Source organism: Streptomyces sp. NPDC043853 (assembly GCF_056436025.1).
Map to the genome: position 1 here is coordinate 602,425 of NZ_JBWKDJ010000003.1, position 19,176 is coordinate 621,600.

The 19,176-nt window shown below is 69.5% G+C and carries 19 protein-coding genes and 1 tRNA gene; 8 read left to right on the forward strand and 12 right to left on the reverse strand.

Translation table 11 applies throughout. The features are described from left to right. Window positions 1-132 precede the first annotated feature (132 nt). The gene (locus tag AC067U_RS11595) at window positions 133-1,713 is read left to right on the forward strand and encodes an alpha/beta hydrolase (RefSeq protein ID WP_478829437.1); all 1,581 of its coding nucleotides are present in this window, start codon (window positions 133-135) and stop codon (window positions 1,711-1,713) included. Between the two features lie 122 nt (window positions 1,714-1,835). Beyond that, window positions 1,836-1,909, forward strand: a tRNA-Thr gene (locus tag AC067U_RS11600). Between the two features lie 122 nt (window positions 1,910-2,031). On the opposite strand, the gene AC067U_RS11605 is transcribed toward AC067U_RS11600, so the two are convergent. Then, a complete protein-coding gene (locus AC067U_RS11605; RefSeq protein ID WP_478829438.1) occupies window positions 2,032-3,642 on the reverse strand; it encodes a tyrosine-type recombinase/integrase in 1,611 nt (536 codons plus the stop codon). Beyond that, window positions 3,639-4,319 carry a helix-turn-helix domain-containing protein gene (locus AC067U_RS11610; protein ID WP_478829439.1) on the reverse strand — a complete coding sequence of 227 codons (681 nt, stop codon included), beginning with the start codon at window positions 4,317-4,319 and terminating at the stop codon, window positions 3,639-3,641. The genes AC067U_RS11605 and AC067U_RS11610 overlap by 4 nt, the downstream gene beginning before the upstream one ends. Window positions 4,320-4,448: 129 nt before the next feature. Between AC067U_RS11610 and AC067U_RS11615 the strand changes: the two genes are divergently transcribed. From AC067U_RS11615 to AC067U_RS11635, 5 genes are all read left to right on the forward strand, one after another. After that, window positions 4,449-4,643 (forward strand): hypothetical protein, encoded by a 195-nt coding sequence (locus tag AC067U_RS11615; protein ID WP_401169985.1) that lies wholly within the window; start codon window positions 4,449-4,451, stop codon window positions 4,641-4,643. Between the two features lie 230 nt (window positions 4,644-4,873). Then, window positions 4,874-6,157 (forward strand): DUF3631 domain-containing protein, encoded by a 1,284-nt coding sequence (locus AC067U_RS11620; RefSeq protein ID WP_478829440.1) that lies wholly within the window; start codon window positions 4,874-4,876, stop codon window positions 6,155-6,157. Window positions 6,158-6,516: 359 nt separating this feature from the next. Beyond that, window positions 6,517-7,371 (forward strand): DUF2637 domain-containing protein, encoded by an 855-nt coding sequence (locus tag AC067U_RS11625; RefSeq protein WP_478829441.1) that lies wholly within the window; start codon window positions 6,517-6,519, stop codon window positions 7,369-7,371. A 475-nt stretch (window positions 7,372-7,846) separates the two neighbouring features. Continuing rightward, window positions 7,847-8,398 (forward strand): MobC family plasmid mobilization relaxosome protein, encoded by a 552-nt coding sequence (locus AC067U_RS11630; RefSeq protein ID WP_478829442.1) that lies wholly within the window; start codon window positions 7,847-7,849, stop codon window positions 8,396-8,398. Between the two features lie 5 nt (window positions 8,399-8,403). Then, window positions 8,404-10,122, forward strand: a complete 1,719-nt coding sequence (locus tag AC067U_RS11635; protein ID WP_478829443.1) for a relaxase/mobilization nuclease domain-containing protein — start codon at window positions 8,404-8,406, stop codon at window positions 10,120-10,122. Between the two features lie 67 nt (window positions 10,123-10,189). On the opposite strand, the gene AC067U_RS11640 is transcribed toward AC067U_RS11635, so the two are convergent. Together AC067U_RS11640 and aspS are read right to left on the reverse strand one after the other, a co-directional pair. Continuing rightward, entirely contained in the window at window positions 10,190-10,702 is a 513-nt protein-coding gene (locus tag AC067U_RS11640) for a hypothetical protein (protein WP_478829444.1), read from the reverse strand. A gap of 205 nt (window positions 10,703-10,907) precedes the next feature. Then, on the reverse strand, window positions 10,908-12,224 hold the full coding sequence (aspS, locus tag AC067U_RS11645; RefSeq protein WP_478829445.1) for an aspartate--tRNA(Asn) ligase: 1,317 nt from the start codon (window positions 12,222-12,224) through the stop codon (window positions 10,908-10,910). A gap of 527 nt (window positions 12,225-12,751) precedes the next feature. Here aspS and AC067U_RS11650 point away from each other — a divergent pair. Next, a complete protein-coding gene (locus AC067U_RS11650; protein WP_478829446.1) occupies window positions 12,752-13,609 on the forward strand; it encodes a hypothetical protein in 858 nt (285 codons plus the stop codon). Here AC067U_RS11650 and AC067U_RS11655 read toward each other — a convergent pair. The 8 genes from AC067U_RS11655 to AC067U_RS11690 all read right to left on the reverse strand — a co-directional run bounded on the left by AC067U_RS11655 (window position 13,597) and on the right by AC067U_RS11690 (window position 19,096). Then, a complete protein-coding gene (locus AC067U_RS11655; RefSeq protein WP_478829447.1) occupies window positions 13,597-14,457 on the reverse strand; it encodes an aldo/keto reductase in 861 nt (286 codons plus the stop codon). The genes AC067U_RS11650 and AC067U_RS11655 overlap by 13 nt on opposite strands. Then, a complete protein-coding gene (locus AC067U_RS11660) occupies window positions 14,391-15,602 on the reverse strand; it encodes a JmjC domain-containing protein (protein ID WP_478829448.1) in 1,212 nt (403 codons plus the stop codon). Before AC067U_RS11660 ends, AC067U_RS11655 begins: the two co-directional genes overlap by 67 nt. 88 nt (window positions 15,603-15,690) lie before the next feature. Then, the gene (locus AC067U_RS11665) at window positions 15,691-15,858 is read right to left on the reverse strand and encodes a hypothetical protein (protein WP_478829449.1); all 168 of its coding nucleotides are present in this window, start codon (window positions 15,856-15,858) and stop codon (window positions 15,691-15,693) included. 136 nt (window positions 15,859-15,994) lie between these two features. Next, window positions 15,995-16,348 (reverse strand): hypothetical protein, encoded by a 354-nt coding sequence (locus tag AC067U_RS11670; RefSeq protein WP_478829450.1) that lies wholly within the window; start codon window positions 16,346-16,348, stop codon window positions 15,995-15,997. Between the two features lie 35 nt (window positions 16,349-16,383). Further along, window positions 16,384-16,971 (reverse strand): class IV adenylate cyclase, encoded by a 588-nt coding sequence (locus AC067U_RS11675; protein ID WP_478829451.1) that lies wholly within the window; start codon window positions 16,969-16,971, stop codon window positions 16,384-16,386. Beyond that, window positions 16,968-17,642 (reverse strand): class I SAM-dependent methyltransferase, encoded by a 675-nt coding sequence (locus AC067U_RS11680; RefSeq protein ID WP_478829452.1) that lies wholly within the window; start codon window positions 17,640-17,642, stop codon window positions 16,968-16,970. The genes AC067U_RS11675 and AC067U_RS11680 overlap by 4 nt, the downstream gene beginning before the upstream one ends. Then, window positions 17,560-18,201, reverse strand: coding sequence for a P-loop nucleotide/nucleoside kinase family protein (locus tag AC067U_RS11685; RefSeq protein WP_478829453.1), 642 nt, complete (start codon window positions 18,199-18,201; stop codon window positions 17,560-17,562). The genes AC067U_RS11680 and AC067U_RS11685 overlap by 83 nt, the downstream gene beginning before the upstream one ends. After that, on the reverse strand, window positions 18,194-19,096 hold the full coding sequence (locus AC067U_RS11690) for a radical SAM protein (protein ID WP_478829454.1): 903 nt from the start codon (window positions 19,094-19,096) through the stop codon (window positions 18,194-18,196). Before AC067U_RS11690 ends, AC067U_RS11685 begins: the two co-directional genes overlap by 8 nt. Window positions 19,097-19,176 lie beyond the last annotated feature (80 nt).

Consider the following 19,176-nt stretch of genomic DNA (forward strand, 5'->3'; position numbering starts at 1 on the left):
CGGCTGCCCCCGGTTGACCGCTCACCCGTACGGGCAAACAGCGGCCTCGGGCGGGTGCCGGACGCGGGCCGTGCGGGCGTACCGGCCCGGGAAGATCGCCGCCGCGCGGGCATCAGGACGTAGGCTCGCGGGATGGACACCAGTCGCCTGCTGCGCACCACCGGGACCGTGATCGCAGCCGCCGGGCTGCTGCTCTCCGGGTGCACCACGAGCGGTTCGGCCCAGCGTGCCTCGGCCTCCGCGGGCGGAGCCACCGGTGCCGGGCGGGCCCAGGCCGCCCCCGCCGTCCCGGTGGACCCCCCGGCGAAGCTCCGCTCCTACTACGACCAGAAGCTGCGCTGGCGGGAGTGCGGTGTACCGGGCTTCGAGTGCGCGACCATGAAGGCGCCGCTGGACTACGCACACCCCGAGTCCGGCCAGGACGTCGAGCTCGCGGTGGCCCGCAAGAAGGCCACCGGCCCCGGCAAGCGGCTCGGCTCCCTCGTGGTCAACCCGGGCGGACCCGGCGGCTCCGGCATCGGCTACCTGCAGGCGTACGCGGGCATCGGCTACCCGGCCCCGGTCCGCGCCCGCTACGACATGGTCTCCATCGACCCGCGCGGTGTGGCCCGCAGCGCGCCGGTGGAGTGTCTGACCGGGCCGCGCATGGACGCGTACACCCAGGTCGACCAGACACCGGACGACGGCGCGGAGCAGGCGAAGCTGGTCGAGGCCTTCAAGGAGTTCGCGGCGGGCTGCTCGGAGCGCTCCCGCAGGGTGCTCCCGCACGTCTCCACCGTGGAGGCCGCCCGCGACCTCGACGTACTGCGCGCGGTGCTCGGGGACGAGAAGATGACCTACGTCGGTGCCTCGTACGGAACCCTGCTCGGCGCCACGTACGCCGACCTCTTCCCGGGCCGGGTCGGCCGGCTGGTGCTGGACGGCGCGATGGACCCCACCCGCACGGCGATCGAACTCAACCGGGACCAGACCGCCGGCTTCGAGACCGCCTTCCGCTCCTTCGCCCGGGACTGCGCGAAGCAGACCGACTGCCCGCTGGGCCGGGGCAGCACGGACCAGGTGGCGCAGCGGCTGAAGGAGTTCTTCCGCACGCTCGACGCGAAGCCGGTGCCGACCGGCGAGCCGGGCCGTCCGCTCGGTGAGGCCCTCGCCACCACCGGAGTGATCGCGGCACTGTACGACGAGTCGGCGTGGCCGCAGCTGCGCGAGGCGATCGAGCAGGCGATGGACGGGGACGGCGCCGGACTGCTCTCGCTGGCGGACAGCTACTACGAACGCGAACCGGACGGCTCGTACGCCAACCTGATGTACGCCAACGCCGCCGTGAACTGCCTGGACCAGCCGCCCGCCTTCACCGGACCGGAGGCCGTGACGGCCGCCGTGCCCTCCTTCGAGAAGGCCTCCCCGGTCTTCGGCGCGGGCTTCGCCTGGGCCTCGCTGAACTGTGCGTACTGGCCGGCCAAGGCCACCGGCTCGGCCCACCGCACGGCAGCGAAGGGCGCACCGCCCATCGTGGTGGTCGGCACCACACGCGACCCGGCGACCCCGTACAAATGGGCCCAGGGCCTGGCGGGCCAGCTCGACTCGGGCATCCTGCTGACGTACGACGGCGACGGCCACACGGCGTACGGGCGCGGCAGCGACTGCATCGACACCGCGATCAACCGCTACCTCCTGGAGGGCGCCGCACCCGCGGACGGCAAGAAGTGCTGACCTGCACACCCGTCCCACGCCGGGTGCCCCGGCCTGGTTCGGGGCACCGGGATTAACCCTGTAGACTTAGCGCCGCTGCTGATGACAGCCTTTCCGCGACGGGACGATTGTCAGCGCAGCATGCCGCCTTAGCTCAGTTGGCCAGAGCAACGCACTCGTAATGCGTAGGTCTCGGGTTCGAATCCCGAAGGCGGCTCAGAGAAACCCCAGGTCACACAACCCGTGACCTGGGGTTTTCTGTTGCTCGGGGCATGGCGGGACACGCGGCTGGGGTGGCGCAGGTTTGCGTGCGTGAGCGATGCGTGAGCGGAGGGGCCGTCAGCCCTTCTTGGCGGCCTTCTTGGCTTTGGCCTTCTTCTTCCCCTTGGCCTTCGCCTTCGCGGCGCGCTTGGCCTCCTTGGCGGCCTTGCTGGCCTGCGCTTCCTGCTCGGCCTTGCGCTGAAGGGGAACCAGCTTCGCGGTGGCCTCGGCGGCGCTCTTGCCGACGTGGGGGAGCACGCTCTGGTAGATGTCGCGCGTGATCCGGGTGTCGCTGTGCCCGAGCGTGTCCGACACGATCTTGATGTCGATGTCGGCAGCCAGCATGAGCGTCGCAGCGCCGTGCCGGAGGTCGTGCAGCCGGATCGGCGGCAGCCCGGAGGCTGCCACGAGCCGTTCGAAGAGATCGGTCACCTTGCCCGGGTGCAGCCAGGAGCCGTTCTCCTGGGTGAAGACGAGCCCGGTGTTCACCCAGGCCGACCCCCACTCCAAGCGGTCGGCTTCCTGCTGCTTGCGGTGCCGCTCCAGGACGCCGACGGTGTCGTCGTCGAGCGCCACGACGCGGAAGCCGCTATCGGTCTTCGGCTCGGACGCCTCAACGTCCCAGCCGGCCTGTACCAGCTGGCCGGTCACGGTGAGGGAGTGCCGGTCGAGGTTGGTCTCCGACCAGGGCTGCCCGCACGCCTCACCACGGCGCAAACCGCGGAACGCGATCAGGTGCCACATCGCGTACAGCCGGTCGCCGGCGACGAAGTCGAGGAAGGCGCCGGTCTGTTCCGGCGTCCAGACCATCACGGGGGACGGCTTCTCACCGTTCTGCTCCCACTTGGCGACCCGCTCGTCGGTCCACACGAGGGCCTTGGGCTTGCGCACTGGGTCGATCTCGACGTGGGCCGCCGGGTTGAACGTGATGATCTGTTGCCCGATCGCTTCGTTCAGGGACGCGCGGAGCGTCGCCTTCACATGCTGGCGGGTGGCGGGGCCGGTGACTCGGCGGAAGGCCGGCATCGCGTCGAGCGCCGCTTTCAGTGCCTTCCGGCGAGCACGGTTCTCGGCCCCCTTCCACGGGATCGTCGCCAACTCCTCCACGGCAGCCCGCCGCTGGGCGTTCTGCTCCAGGACCTCCGCGTTGCCGTCGGCGATGGCCGTGAACATCTCGCTCAGGTGGCTTACGCGCAGCCGGTCGAGGCGCCGGTGCCCGATGTGAGGCTTGAGGTGCACGCGGATGTCGGTCTCGTACCGGCTGATGCCCGACTTCCGGATCCGCTTGCCCGCCAGCCACCGGTCCAGCCACTCGGCGACGGTCAGACTCCCGACGAGGTCCTGGCCGGCCTTGAGTCGCCGCCGCGTCTCCTCCACGTCCGGCAGGGGCAGCTTCTCGCCGCTGACCTCCGCCAGCATCTCGGCGACGAGCTGGATTCCTTCGGGGTCGTCGGCCTTGGCGAGCCCGAGGAGAGCGCGCACGTGGTCGAGGTCGGCCTGTGCCGCCTTGACGTTGGTGTACCCGCCACGGGCGAACGAACGCCGGCTGCCGTCCTCGCGGAAAGGCAGCTCCTGGCGTATGGAGTAGGTGCAGTGGTTCCTGCTGTTGCGCTTGGGGCAGGAAGTGCCGAGTTCCTTACCGGTCTTGGGGTCGCGGCAGGAGCAGCGGCGGTAGGTGGAGCCCTTCAAACGGTGTTCCTTTCGTAGCCTTCGTCGGGGTCGACGTCGGTGAGTGTGGTCGGAAGGTCGGGGAGGTACCCGCCCTCCGCGTAGATCTCTCTGCGTACGTTGCGGAGTGCGTACTTGGCGCGGGCGGCCCGCTCAGCGAAATCGGCCTGGGCGCGAAGGGCTTGAGCGCGCTCGCTGTCGTCGGCTGCCTGGTCGGCAACCTCTTGCTGGCGGGCCTCGCCCTTCATCGCGGCCAAAGCCTCGGCCAACGCTTCGCCATGGGCGAGGTGGTCGTGAAGCATGGAGTGGTTGGCCGGGCCGGCGGTGAACGTCTGGTCCAGGTCGGCGAACCAGCGCATCGCCTTCTCCGTGTTCACGGGATAGGTGAGAGGGAGCTTCTGGACCTCTGCGATGTACCCGACGGGGTAGATCAGGTGGATCGGGTGCGTGTGCAGGGCCTTGGCCAGCACCATCACCTCGACCAGCGGCAGGACGGCGCGACGGCCGGACTCCATGTTGGCGATGACGTTGCGCGGGATCGGGAAGCCGATCGCCTCGCACCTGTCGGCCAGCTCCTGTGCGCTCCACCCCATCTCCTTCCTTCGCCGCCGGACTTCACGGGCCACATCGGCCATAACCCGGTCCGCCCATTCGGGAACGTCGTCCTCATCTCCATCATCGAATCGAGTTTGTGTCATGGAGACACATTAGCTTTTTCACACTTGGTATTCGAGGCCCGGAGACGGATGCGATGACGTGTTCGCCGTGGGCTGTGAAGAGAGGAGCGCCGCGTGCGCGACGACGAGAACGTGGGGCAGTCGAAGTGGATGAGCCGGGAGGAAGTGCTGGCCCTTCCAGTGGCCATTGACCTGGACACCAGCAATCGCGCGCTGGGTCTCGGGCGGAGCAAGGGTTACGAGCTGGCCAAGCGGGGCGAGTATCCGTGCAAGGTCCTGCGGCTGGGCAAGGCGTACCGCGTGGTGACGGCGGACCTGGTGAACCTGTTGGGCCTGGCCGCTTGAGGGCGAGAGAAGGTAGCAGACCATTCTGCGCGGAGCTGACACAGAAACGCTGGACTGTGCCAGGGGTCGGACGTACTGTTCGTCGTCGCCCGGCTCCTCCAAGGGCTCACGCGAAACGAGTGAGCCCCCGACGCGCCAACGTCGGAGGCCCCGGCAACATCCCCACCCGCGATCACACGGTCAACCCGAGTGGCCAGCACGCACGCGGCCACACGAGAAGGAGCTGCCCCTTGGAACCTACGACATCCATGGCCCCTGCCGCACCTGTCAAGGCGACCTGGCCGGCGGTCGCGATCCCCGGCCAGCCTGGTGCCCACCTGCAAGACGCACAGGCCGGGGACCTCGACGCGGCCATCGAATCCCCTGGTGAGGCCGACGTCCCTCCGAAGCCGCTCACGCACGCCTCGGAGGGCGAGCGGATCCTGGACGAGCTGCGGGCCACGATCTGCCGCTACGTGGTCATGCCGAGCGAGGAGGCGCTAACCGCAGCCACGCTGTGGGCGGCAGCCACCCACCTCCAGACGGTGTGGCAACACGCCCCGCGCCTCGCGGTGGTCGGACCGGCGAAGAAGTGCGGGAAGTCGCGGCTGCTGGAGGTCCTGATCGAGGCGGTCCACGATCCGCTGATCACGGTCAACGCGTCTGCGGCGGCGATCTTCCGCTCGATCGGCGACGCGAATCCGCCCACGCTGCTGGTGGACGAGGTCGACACGATCTTCGGGTCGGCGAAGGTCGCGGAGAAGAACGAGGAGATGCGCGGCCTGCTCAACGCGGGCCACCAGCGCAACCGCCCCACCCTGCGCGTCTCGGGCCCGAACCACGACGTGCAGAAGTTCTCCACCTTCGCCATGGCCGCCCTGGCCGGCATCGGGGACCTGCCCGACACGATCATGGACCGGTCCGTGGTCATCCGCATGCGCCGACGCGCCGTCGCTGAGAAGGTCACCTCCTGGCGCTACGGCCGCGACGATCTGAAGGTCAGGGCACTCCGGGAACGGCTCGCGGCCTGGCTCGCCAGCGTCCGCGACGAGGCCCTCGCACTGGAGCCCACGCTTCCGGTCGACGACCGCGCCGCCGATACCTGGGAGCCGTTGATCAGCGTCGCCGACCTCGCGGGCGGACGCTGGCCGATGATCGCCCGTACGGCGTGCAAGGCCATGACGGACTACGAGTCCGGGCGGGACCAGGACGGCGGGCTGAAGACCCGCATCCTGACCGACATCCGCAAAGCCTTCGCCAGTGTCGGCAACCCGCCCGCCCTGCGGACCGCCGACCTGCTGAACTTCCTCAATGCCGACCCTGAGGCGCCATGGGCTGAGATCAGCTCCGCCGGGCTCACCCCGCTGAAGCTGCGGGCCCTGCTGACCGACTACGGCATCAGCTCTGGCAACCGCCGCTTCCCCGGCGGCAACCAGGCCAAGGGCTTCACCTTCGCGCAGTTCACCGACGCCTGGACCCGGTACTGCCCGCCGGAGAAACCCGCCCACGAGGCAGCACCCCCCACCGGGCCGTGACCCGCCTCAACTCGTCCCACCCGTCCCTGCGCAGGTCAGTGTGGGGACGGGTCAGGACGCCGCAACGGGTCAACCCGGCATCACCGCGCCGCTGACCTGGCCGAACACCTAGGGCGCGGCTCGCAGTCCCCTCCGAGGGTCTCGGCGCGGCCTGCTGATCGGCCACCGTACCGACCCGTCCCCAGTCGTCCCACAGGCCGTCCCGACCCGGACTTCCCGTCCCACGCAACGAGTCGGGTCGACATCGGCCGACCACCCGTACCTGCCCTGACCAGCGGCGGGACGAGTGGGACGAGTCTCCACCCTTCACGGCCACCCGCAGTCGGGTGGCCACACCTCAGCCGTTGGAGTGCACCCGCTTGACCACACCCACCCCCACGCTCAGAACCGCCCTGGCCGCCGAGCGGTACGTTCTGGCTGCCGCCGGATGCATGATCGTCGCGCTGACCGCCGCGGGGTTCTGGCTGTCCTACGCCCATCTGGCCGAGGTCGCCGGACGCCACGGCCTGGGCAACGCCCCGGAGCGCCAGTGGGCCTGGCCCGCCACCCTGGACGCGTTCATCGTGTCCGGCGAGCTCCTGATGCTCCGCGCCAGCCTGCGTCGCATGACCGACTGGTGGGCAATCGCCCTGACCGCCACCGGCTCCCTCGGCTCCATCGCCCTGAACGTGGCCGGCGTCTACGGCACACGTGGCACCACCCAGGTCCCGCTCCTGGACTACGTGATCGCCGCCATCCCCCCAGCAGCCGCCCTCATGGCCTTCGGCGCACTCATGCGGCAGATCCACCAGCACGTCGCCGAACCCGCCTCCCCACGCCTCTCGGACGACCGCCCCCACCTTGCGGCGATCGCAGCCCAGCTCCCGAACGACGATGTGCGATCTGTCGGACGACCGCCTGCACCCGCAGGCGAGGAGCCGGAGGATTCCGGTGACAACGGCGCCGAGGCCGCAGCAGAGCCGGACCTGGATGCCGGTGCCCGCAAAGTGCCCGCCGTCCCCTCCCGGAAGGTCGGCCGCCCGACAACCGGTGACCTGGATGACTTCCTCGCGATTGTGGAGAGGTTGGAAGGGGAGCCGACGCTGAAGCAGATGCGGTCGGCCATCGAGGGCGAGGGCCACTCCATCAGCAACGAGCGCCTGGGGATGGTGAAGAAGGAGCTTGTGGACCTCCGCAAGCAGCAAGCCCTGACCGGAACCCCGCCCGGATCCTGACCGATATTCACCGCAGGTCAACGCCGGTAAGGCTGGACGGGACCGTGGCTGTCTGACAGCCACGGTCCCCGTCGATCACCACGCGTTCCCCGTCCCCTCTCCACTGGCCCGGTCCCCAGCCCGCGATCCGCACACCACGGTCCCCTCCGACGGGGCAGCCATCCGGCACATTCCGGGGACCGCCAGCCTTCCGGTCGTCACCTCTCTGACCGTGCGCCGCAGCCTGTGCAACGCCGCTGGTGCCTGCCTGCCGACCTCACCTGTCCCGTATTGCCAGTCACCCCCCCCCGCATCGGAGTAGCACCCTGTGACGCTCGACCCGAACGACCTCGACTCCACGCCCTCGCTGGTCGCGAAGCAGTCTGGGCAGAACGCCCGTTGGCGGACCGCGTTCGGGGTACTACTGGCTCCTGGCGGAGCCAGTAGTACCCCGAGTCCGACTCAAGGTCGGCCTTCGGGGATCTCCGCCCCGGGGGTGGCAGAGACGGTCCAGCGCCAGGGGGCGCCGGACCGTGAGGTCGGGTCCGAGGGCGGCCCCGACGAGGACACGCTCCACGCCGTCCAGCGCGAGATCCTCCACGCCGAACGCAGCGCCGAGCCCGCCGCCGGCGAGCCGACGGTGACGAGCGTCCAGCCCACGATCCGCCGCTTCACCGGCAACAAGCGCGGTGATCGCGTCGGCCCACTGCGCTTCACCGACGACGAACGCCGCCGCCTCCAGGAGGCCGCCGCCGAGCACGGCTACAAGGGCGAATCCGGCTTCGCAGCCGACATCGTCCTCGCGTTCATCAACGGGCGGTTCACCGCCAACCTGCCCCTGTCCGAGGACCGCCGCCGCACCCACGTCTTCCGCGCCCAGGTCCTGCGCCAGTGCAACCGCATCGGCGTCAACATCAACCAGATCGCCCGCGCCCTGAACAGCGACCTCACCCCGCCCGACATACGCCAGCGCCTTGACGAGCTCCACGACCTGCTCACCCTGATCGCCGAGGCCCTGCGTGAGCCCGCCGACCCGCAGGAGGCCTGACCGTCGTGATCGCCGCCATCAAGCCCTCCGGCGCCAACACCCGCGGACTGCTCGCCTACCTCTACGGACCCGGCCGCCACGACGAGCACACCGACCCGCACATCGTGGCCGGCTTCGCCATGCTCGCCATGCCCGACCCCGGTCGCGACGAGAACGCCACTCTCACCCAGCTCGCCCGCTACCTCGACGAACCCGTCCGGCTCCGCAACAGCGAGTTCGGCAAGAAGATCAACGACCACGTCTGGCACTGCCCCGTCCGCGCCGCCCCCGAGGACCGTCACCTCTCCGACGCCGAGTGGGGCGAAATCGCCCAGCGCATCGTCGCCGCAGCCGGCATAGCCCCCGAAGGCGACGACCTGGCCTGCCGCTGGATCGCCGTACGCCACGCCGACGACCACATCCACATCCTCGCCACTACCGTCCGCGAGGACGGCCGCCGCCCCAAGCTCCACGACAGTGGCATCCGCGTCGGCGACGCCTGCCGCGAGATCGAGAAGGACTACGGCCTGCGCCGCCTGAGGAAGGGCGACCGCACCGGCACCCGCGCTCCCACCCAGGCCGAGATGCACAAGGCCCAGCGCCTCGGCTGGGAACAGACCAGCCGCGAATGGCTCCAGGACCGCATACGCGCCGCCATCCCCCACGCCCACACCGCCGAGGAACTTCTCGCCTACCTCGAAGCCGACGGCATCGCGATCAAGGCTCGCCGCGGCCCCTCCGGAGACCTCCTCGGCTACGCCGCAGGCCGCCCCGGCGACCTCAACAAGGACGGCGAACAGGTCTTCCACCCCGGCGGGAAGATCGCTCCCGACCTCACCCTCCCCAAAATCCAGGCCCGCCTCGAAGCCGACCAGCCCGAGGAACACCCCACCGCACGCCGCAACCGCCCCGCCACCCCCTGGCACCAGGCCACTGAAGCCCTCGACACCTTCCGCACCGACCTCGCGGACGACACCCACGCCCAGGCGCACATCACCGCCCTTGGTGAACTCCTCGAAGCCACCGCCCAGAAAGCACCCACCCACCTCCACACCGAACTCCAGGCCGCTTCGAAGGCGTTCGCGCGCGCCCAGCGCTCCCACATCCGAGCCGAAGACCGCGCCGCCTATGCGATCCGCAACGCGGCCCGCGACGTCATCCACACCGCCACCGGCCCCGACGGCAGCGCCCTCGCCGCACTCCTAGCCGCCCTCCTGTGGGCCGGGATCATCGCCAACCGCTGGCACGAGGCCAAGGGCCATGCCCACCAGGCTGACGCCGCCCGCCAAGCCCTCCACCACCTACAGGCAGCCGCCGACCAGGCTCTCGCCCCCACGCTCGTCGTACTCGAGCAGCGTCGACCGAGGGAGGAAGGCCGCCGCACCCTCGCCCACGACATACGTGCCGCCGTCCCCGACCAGGCCGACCGCATTCTCACCGACCCCAGCTGGCCCGCCCTCGCCGCCCTCCTGGCTGACGCCGAAGCCCGAGGCCATCAACCCCACCAGCTCCTGAAGGAAGCCGCAGCCCAGCGCGAACTGGCCACAGCCCGCCAACCCGCCCGAGTCCTGATCACCCGCCTCCAGCACACCAGCCGCAATCCCAGCCCCAACCCCCGCGCCGAAGCCGCCCGCCGCCGTACCGTTGCCAATGGCGTGACATTCCCTGGTCAGCAGGCCCCGAACGCGTCGCCAGCCACGACACCTGCGCCGTCTGCAAGTCAGCCCGGTAGGCCTCGTCGCTAGCCAGGTGATGACAAGAAGACAGCGGGGGGAGCGAGTTGATCTCACTCCCCCCGCTTCTTTACCCAGGTCAGCCCTGGGCAGCGCGTGCCCTCGTCCAACGCTCGGCGACGGATGCGCTCATCGTGTAGAAGAACTCCGACTTGAGCCCGGGCTCGTTCGTGAGCGCTTCCACCCACGTCATCGGCCAGTTGCGGCGCTTGTAGTGCTTGCGTACGGCGCGAGTGAATGCCGAGAGGTTCCCTTGCAGGCTCTTCTTCTCCATGCCCAGGTGGTTGGCGATGGAGGTGTAGCTCACCCGCGTGTCAGGCTGCTCTGCCAGGAAGTCGAGGATGCGCACAACGGCCTGCACCGAGCCCAGGGGTTCGATGGCCAGCCTGCGGAAGTCCTCTACGGTCCACTCGACGACCGGGAGCGCGTCGCCATCCGGCGACTCCGCCCCGGAAACAACCGGCGGAACCGCGGAGACGGGGGGAGTAACGGTCGTGGCTCCGGTCAGCTCTGCGAGGTAGGCGTAAACCTGCGTGACGTACTGGCTCGGTACGGGCACCGACACGAATTGCTGCTGGGCTTCCTGCTCCATGGTTCCTCCCCGAGTCTGTCCGCCAGTCCTGTCGTCTGGCGGCAGGGCTGACTCTGGCATGTCAGCAGGCAGTATGTCTACCGGCTAATGCCAGCTAGTTCCTTGTAGTTCCGGAGTGGCTCCTGGTTCTCCTGTCGCTACTGATCTGCTCGTGCCGCTGGCCCGCCAGCACGTCGGCTGCGGGCCAGCGGCACATCGCGCCCGGTCAGGGGGCGAGTCGGTTCGGGCCGCGGAAGAGGAAGGCCGCCTCGCGGATGGAGTCCAGGCCGAGCATGACCATCAGGATCCGCCCGAGGCCGGCGCCGAGGCCGCCGTGCGGCGGGCAGCCGAAGCGGAAGATGTTCAGGTAGTCCTGCATCGGCTCGGTGCTCATGCCCCTCTCCTCCGCCTGCTTCAGCAGCACGTCGGAGCGGTGCTCACGCTGGGCACCAGTGGTGACCTCCAGCCCCTTCCACAGCAGGTCGAAGCTGAGCGTCAGGTCCGACCGGTCCGCAGGGCGCATGTGGTAGAAGGGCTGGATGCTCGCCGGGTAGTGCGTGATGAACGCGAACTCGTGCCCGGTCTGCTCCTTCATGTGCGCGGCGATCCGACGCTCGCCGTCCGGGTCCAGGTCCTCCTTCAACCCCTCCGGGTCCCAGCCGCCGGCCCGCAGGACCTCCTGCGCCTCCGCCATCGTGATCCGCGGGAACGGCGTCTCGGGCACCGCGACCTCGATCCCGAAGACCTCGCGGATACGCTCCCCGTGGGCCTCGGCGACCTTGGCGATAGCGTGAGCGAGCATCCGCTCCTCGAAGACCATCACGTCCTCGACGTCGTCGATCCACGACAGCTCCACGTCCACACCGGTGAACTCGGTCGCGTGCCGGGATGTGAACGACGGCTCGGCCCGGAAGACCGGACCGATCTCGAAGACCCGGTCGATGCCGGCCGCCACGGCCATCTGCTTGTAGAACTGCGGCGACTGCGCCAAGTACGCCGACCGGTCGAAGTACCCGAGCTTGAACACTTCCGCCCCGGACTCCGAGGCGGTCCCCATCAGCTTCGGGGTGTGCATCTCGGTACAGCCATGCTCCATGGCGTACTCGCGCAGGCCCTGCTCCAGGGTCGTCTGCACCGTGAACACCAGCTGCGCGGTCTCCCGCTTGCGGACGTCGAGGAAGCGCCAGTCGAGCCGGTGCTCGGGCCCGGTGTGCTCGTCGATCGGCAGCGGCGTCTCCGCCAGGTTCAGCACCCCGACCGACTCGGGGACGAGTTCCAAGCCACCGAGCTTGACCTGCGGCGCGTCGACGACGCGTCCGGTGATCCGTACGGCGGACTCCGGGGTGAGGGACTCGAGGAGCTCCTCCAGCGGGCCGCCGTCGCGCTTGTGGGCCACCTGGACCATGCCGGAGTGGTCCCGCAGGATCACGAACTGCATCCTGCGCTGCAGCCGGAGTGCGTTCACCCAGCCGGACACGGAGACGGTCTGGTCGATGTGGCCGCGTAGGTCACAGGTCAGAACGCGGCTCGTAGTGTGGATCATCGCAGCCCTCCAGGGGCGTCGTCATGATCCCTTGGGAGTGCGGGCGAGAAGGGAACTCGCGGTACCACCGCACTTTCGCCGCCATCCGAGGGCAGCAGCCTCATTCAGCCCGATGACGGGGGCGAACCGGCGGGGCATTGGGCCGAGCGGCCGTTCCTCCCCGCGCTCAGGAGGGTCTTCACCTCGGGCGCGAGTCCGCCTTCCCAGCTACCGGCGGCTCTCTCTGCTCGCGTGATCCTTGGCTACTCGTCTCCGTCAACGCGTTGGGCAAGAGGGTAGGGAGCGCGCAGGGCTCCTGCAACGCAATACGGAGATGAAGAGGACTTGGCCGAATGGCGAGATCACTGACGGAGCGGGTCAGTGGTGCCGAGCCCCAGAGCTCGGGTCGCTCTGTCGGGTAGCTCACCGCAGAAAGACGAACGCGGTCCGCCCTGCAGACGCCCGTATGCCGCGGCATCAGACCTATGGCTCTTGGCCTCCCTGGGGCGCGCTACTTGCTAACGTCGGTCAGTCGCCAAGGAGGTCCAGTGCCGTCTTCCGCATCAACTACCGTCGCTTTCGACTTGCGAGTTGAGCCGACTGAAATCGTCCTCGACGAAGTCGAACGGATGCTTCGAACGCAGCTGGATCCAGCCACGCTTGTACGCAAACGCCGGTCACTCGGCGCCAGGACGGATCGTGACACTTGGGTTCGTGTTGAGCGGCGCCGCTTCGAGAAGATCGGAAACCAGGGCTGGAACGGCACTGAGTGTGCCGCGCTGCTGGATGGCGTCGCGATGCCGCAGTGGCGACGGGGTGCGGCGTGGCGGCAGCGGGACGAGCCGGTGATGTGGCGTGCTGACGAGACTGACCTGCTGCCCGGCGCTCCAGTGGGTAACAGCGTGCTGGTGGCTGATCCGCTCTTGCCGGAAGCGTGGTGGGAAGCGCTGAACCGCTCCCTGGATGCCCTCTCAGAGCAGAGCACCAGCCGGGTGGCGACTCCCGACACCGTGACGATCACGCAGGGCGGGGTGGCGGAGGCGGTACACCGCTTCCTCCCGGATGGTGTCGACACCGAGGTACGGCAGTGGCAGCCGGCGCATGCCGATCTGAACTGGGCGAACATGACCGGGCCGGAGTTCTCCCTGTTCGACTGGGAGGACTGGGGATTGGCCCCGCGCGGGCTGGATGCCGCTTCGTTGTGGGGCAATTCGCTGGCCGTCCCGGATCTCGCCGAGCGTGTGCGCCACGAGCGGCGGCACGACCTGGAGAGCCGGGACGGCAAGCTGATGACCTTGTTCGTCTGCGCGAAGATCCTTGCCCCGGACGCGCACCCCGAGGACCCGCGCCTCGCACCCGCCCGCCAGATGGCGGAGCAGGTGGCGGCGGACCTTCAGTCCGCCTGACGGTCGGCCCGCTCCCGGAGGATCTGCCGGTACGTCCGCAGCCTGCCGACATCGGGCTCGTACCGGAGTGCGTCGATCAGCTCCTGGAGGTGGGTGAGGCTGTCCGTGCCGACGGCCATCCTTCCCACCTCCGGAAGCGAGAAGGCCGTGCGGAACACGGCCTGGAGGGCGGAGAGGGCGTCGTCCGCGTCTGAGATGAAGACGCGGGGGTCCAGCTGTCCCCACACGGGGTCGGCCGCATCGCCCCCGAAGGGGCTCATCCCCCAGACCTGTTCTGGCGCTATGTCCCACTGGGCTGAGAGTGCTTCGGAGGCTTCGAGGACATCGATGCCGGCGAGGAGACCGGCACGGACCATGAGTACGGCGGGCCTAGGCAGGGTGGCGTCGACGAGGTCGGGCAGGGGGCGGGGATCCCAGGTGGAAATGCCCCAAGTACCGCACAGGCCCTCCAACACGGCTGTTGCCAGGGTGGCACATGCCTGCCCGAGGGCGTCCCTTGCCGCAGCGGCGGGGGAAGGGAGGGAGCGTTCCGGGTTGTGCAGGAACACCAGGTCCGGCACTCGGCCGAGGTCACGGTTGGTCTGTTCCAGGGCCGCTCGCAAACGGGCAGGGTCGAGGGAGTGCTCGGCCTGACCGGCGGCGGGGAAGAACCCGACCTTCGTGGAGAGTGTGAAGCGGTTCAGGAGATCGCCGGCGACATCAGCCAGTGTGGCGTGGGCGGTGAAGCCTCGGTAGTTAAAGCTGGTGTCGATCGCGGTGATGCCCAGGTCCAGCGCGCTGGTCAGGATCCGGCGTTCGTAACGAGACCGGTGTAGCCCGAGGACAATTCGGGGGTCAGACTCGCGCACAGTTCCTCCTCCACCAGGATCTTCGCCAGTGACTCCACCTCGGCGCCCACCTCACGGGTGGCCTCGTCGAGCCGTACGGGTTGCCCGCTCAGGAGCACGCGGAGGCCGGGCAGGGCCTTGGCCGCGAAGGTGAGCTTCTTGCCCGCCGCCTCCACGACGACCGTCTCCCCGTCCTCCGTGATCGCCGGCGGGAAGTCGGTTACGCACACTGCGGCCTCCAGGGGGCCGAAGATGTCCAGGAAGGGGACGTAGCGGCCGGGAGGGGCTTCCTGCTCGCGGCGCCGCAGGAACTCCGACGCGTCGCGGGTGGCGATGAGGTGGGAGGCCGCGGCGGTCAGCCGTTGCTGCTGGTCCTGCTGCCGATCGGGGCTGTCCCAGCGGTTGAGGTCGTGGCGGAAGATCTCCTCCTGGCGGGACCAGTCGGCCAGCCAGGTCAGCCAGCTCACGGCGGTGCGCTTGGCGAAGCCGAAGGTCACGTGGGTGCTGTGGCCGTCGCCGTGGCCGACGCGGGTGGCGGCGTGCCAGTAGCCGCGTGGGATGTGCATGACGTCGCCGGCCTTCATGGTGCCGGTCCACACGATGTCCTCGCTGGGCGTGTTGTTCCGCTCGGCGTCCCGGTACATCGGCACCGGACGGGAGGCGCCGCGCACTTCCCACTGCTTTTTGCCGGCGAGCTGGACGATGACGACGTCGTGGTCGTCCCAGTGAAGGTCGAAGCCGGAGGAGTCGTTCGTGGTCAGGTAGACGTTCGCCTGGACGTTCTCGCGTGACCACCACTGCAACGCCCGGCACGCCACTTCCATGGTGGGGTCGAAGACGTTCGACTGGTCCAGAACCAGCGTTGCGCCGTCGCGCAGGTGGTTGCCGACGCGGCGCATGTCCGCCATCGGTATGGCCTGCCCGCGCGGTGTGACCTGCCGGTTCAGGTACGCGTCGGGGTGCATCTCCTCCCCGCCCTTGAAGAACCGGAACTGCGGGTTGGACACGCTCCGGCGCATGACCATGTCGAGCAGCCGCTGCGGCGTGAGGATCCTGGTGACGACCTCGGTGTCGCGGATGCTGCCCCGGGCGAACTCCGTGCCGAGCGGAGCCGGGCCATCCCACCCCAGCGCCTCTTCGATTGCGTGGACCAGACGGTGTTCCATAAACCGTTCCCCTTTCCTTGCCTCGGATGGGACGTGAAAGGCGGAGGGGCCGCGCACCGCGGCCCCTCCGCCATGGAGCCGGCGGCGCTTACGCCGCGTGGTTCAGCCCGTCACCGGTGGGCCAGGGGCCGTCGCCCGAGCCGCCCTGTCCCGGGTCGGAGGCGTTGCTGTCGTGCCGGTCGTGGACGCTCGCGAGGGCTTCCACGGCGACCAGGAGGCCCTCCTCGACGGAGGGCTTGGGCTTGGTGTCCTTCACTTGGTGCTCCTTCCTCTACCGATATCCCGCCGGGTCCGGCGGGCAGTCTTTGGTGTGCGGAGGTGCCAGGTGCTGCGAGGGGCCGCCCCCGTGGCCGTGGGGTTTCACCACGGGGGCGGGGATCAGGGGCCTGCGTTCAGGGGCTGCGCAGACGCTGTCCCGGCGCGCGGTGCCGTCCACCGCTGGGCTCGGAGGGCGCCTCCATGCCGGGATGTGGACCGGGTTGCGCCGGGCGAGTCGGCTCGTCGCTGAGGAGGATCGCCTGCCAGACCCGCTCCTGGAGCTCCTGGATGCAGGGGCCACAGGCGTACATCGGGGCCTGCGCGCCGGCGACGCTGACGGGGCCGATCCACAGGACGCGGGTCCACTGCTGGTCGCAGTAGAGCCAGCAGCGGCCGTCCACCCACCGGTTGCCGTCGTCGGTGGCTGCCGGGGCGGGCAGCCCACCGCGTACGAAGTCGGCGATGCCAGGGATCACTCGGGGCGACATGGCCAGTTCCAGAAGCACTGCGCGGCCTTCAAGGTTCAGTCGGCCTGAACGGCCACGGGGGTGTGGTCGGCCTTCTCGGTGTCCGAGAAGAGAAGGGTGGGCTCGGCGAGGATGTCGCGGCCGGCCTCGCTCTTGTAGATCTCGTCCACGCTGCCGAACCGGGCTTCGGCGTAGTCGAGTTCGAGCAGGGCGGCGGCCTGGCGGACGGACGCCTCGTCCGGGCCCTCGATCTCGATGAAGGTGGGGAGGTCGGGCCAGGTGTCGAAGTCGAAGGCGACCTCTCCCAGGCGCCACTCCTCGCGGTAGTTCTCCTGGTAGCGGACCTCGCTCAGGCCGAGCCGACGGAGGATGTCGGCCATGGCGTGCAGATCGGCGATCTCGGTCTCGATCTCGGTCGTGCCGTCGATCGTGGTGGAGTCGGTGACCTGCTTGAGCGTGAGCGTGGAGCGGGTGCCCTCGTCCCGCAGGCGGAGCCAGGCGCCGCCTTCCAGGTTGTCGTTCTCGAAGATCTTGCGGGTGAGGAGGGTGCGGGGGAACGCCTGGACGGCACCCAGCCTGGTCAGCCTGTCCTGGAGGTCGGCGACGTCGACGGCCAGGAACTTCGCCTCGTACTCGTGCTTCATCGGTCCTTCTTCCCGTAGCGGTGCAGGGTGGGCGTACGGGCCGCCAGGAGCAGGCCCATGCGGTGGGTGTGGTCCTGGAGCTGCCCGACGTGGGCCCGCTCGGTGAACTCGGTCGTCCGCAGTGTGAGCAGGACGTCCCAGTCGCCGATGAAGTGGCGGCGGAGCTTCTCGGGGGACGTGTAGTGCTCGACCAGGAAGTGGCGCTGCTCGATGGGCATCATGAACTCCGCGCCGAACAGGCCCCCGGGACGCACGAGGCGCTGCATGCGGTCGACGAACTCGGCAAGCGGGCGGTGGTGGTTGGCGCTGTAGTGCCACGAGCAGCTTGTCCACACGGCGTCGCAGGGCGAGTCCAGCGGCTCGCCGGTAAGGAAGTCCTCTTCCACCACCTGCACGCGGTCGTAGAGCTCCTCCAGCTTGAGCCGGTCGATCAGTCCCAGCGCGTGGGCGTGCTCGTCACCCGGAAGGTGGACCTCGCCACCATGCAGGGCGAGCGGGTCACGCTCTATGGCGACGACGCGGTAGCCGGCGGCGGCGAGCGGCAGGATGAACTTGCCGTCGCTGGCTCCGACCACGGCAACGGTGGCGTCAGGTGCGGTGTGCTCCCTCAGCGCGGCGAGGAACTGGGGGAAGAAGGTGAGGGTGTGCTCCCACAGGCTCTGCGTCTGCACGGGCGTGCGCTCCTTGGACGTTGGTGGTGAGGATCGCCTGGAGGACCTCGTCGGGGCCGCGGCCGGTGGTGTCCACGCGGTGCATCGCGAAGCCGGCGTAGGCGTCGGTGACGCTGCATGAATCGCTCTCGACCAGGGCGTCCCAGCGGGAGTCGGGCTTGTCCCGGCCGGCGAGCCGGGCCTGGCGCTCGTCCTCCGCGCACACCAGGTAGTACGTGACCGGCTGCGGCAGATCCGGCGGCAGCGTGATGCCAAGGCGGGCGCCGAGCGCACGGTGGTTGGCCAGGCAGCGGGTGAAGTAGCTCTCCACGACGACCGGGGTGCCGGCCGACAGGTACCGCCGGATGTCCTCGGCCGCGGCGAACAGGGCGGAGAGGTAGAAGCACATCCGGGCCTCCACGTTCTCCCGTCTGTCCACCTCCCGCCGCAGCGGTTGGTAGAAGGCCGGCACGGTTGGGACCAGGACGGCCTCCCGGGCTGCGGCCAGCATCGGGGCGATCGTCGACTTGCCGGTGCCGCGCAGCCCTTCGATGCTCTCGAAGCGCGGGTGGTCAGACACGGGCGTAGACCACGTCGGGCACCGCGAGGGTGAGCTCGTCGGTGGCGGTGGGGCGGTGGACGATGTGGTCGGCGAGCTTGTCGTACCAGAAGGCGTGGGAGTCCTTGCCGACGGCCTTGCAGGACATGGTCAGCGCGCCGCGCGGATCGGCTTCGATCCGTTCGATCTCCACCGGGCCGCCTTCGGGGGTGCAGATCTCGGGGGCGCCGTCTTCGGACAGGTCCTCGTCGACGATCACCTCGATCGACAGCCGGGTCTCCCGGAGCTGCTCGCGCAGACGGGCGTACGCGGCGGAGTCGGTGATCAGGAGCTCGGGGTGGTTGGCGGCGTGGCCGACCGGCCGCAGGCAGTGGAGCTTGAGCTGGCGTGCGCCGAGGTCCTGGAGAGTGCGTGCCAGGGGCAGCACCTCCTCGATGTTGCTGGAGGTGACCGTCATGGTGGCCCCAGTGCGGACGCCGAGCTCCCGGGCGAGGTCGAGGGCGCGCAGTGCGCTCTCGTAGCTGCCAGCCTTGCGGATGTGGTCGTTGGTCGAGCCGATGCCCTCCAGCGAGACCCGCAGCAGGTCCACGTACGGGGCGATCTCGGCGAGCCGGCGCTCGATCCGGTAGCCGTTGGTGCAGATCTCGACCTGGAGGCCCAGCTCCTGCTTGGCGTACCGGACGACACGGGCGAGCTCCTTGTAGACGAACGGCTCGCCACCGAGCAGGGTGACGGCCTCGGTGCCGTACTCCTCGCGCATGAGGGTGAGGAGGTTCGCGGCCTGCTCGGCGGTGAACGCGTCGGCGTGCTGAAGCCGCGTGCCGTGGAAGCAGTGCAGGCACTCGAAGTTGCAGCGGTACAGAAGCTGCAGGTACAGCATCCGGATCCTGCGGATCCCGGTGACTTCCCCGATCACGTGTGGGCCCCCTTCGGCCAGTCGCCTCGTTGGAGCCCTGATCGTGGCCGAGGGGGCTGGGACCGCATCACCGCGTATAC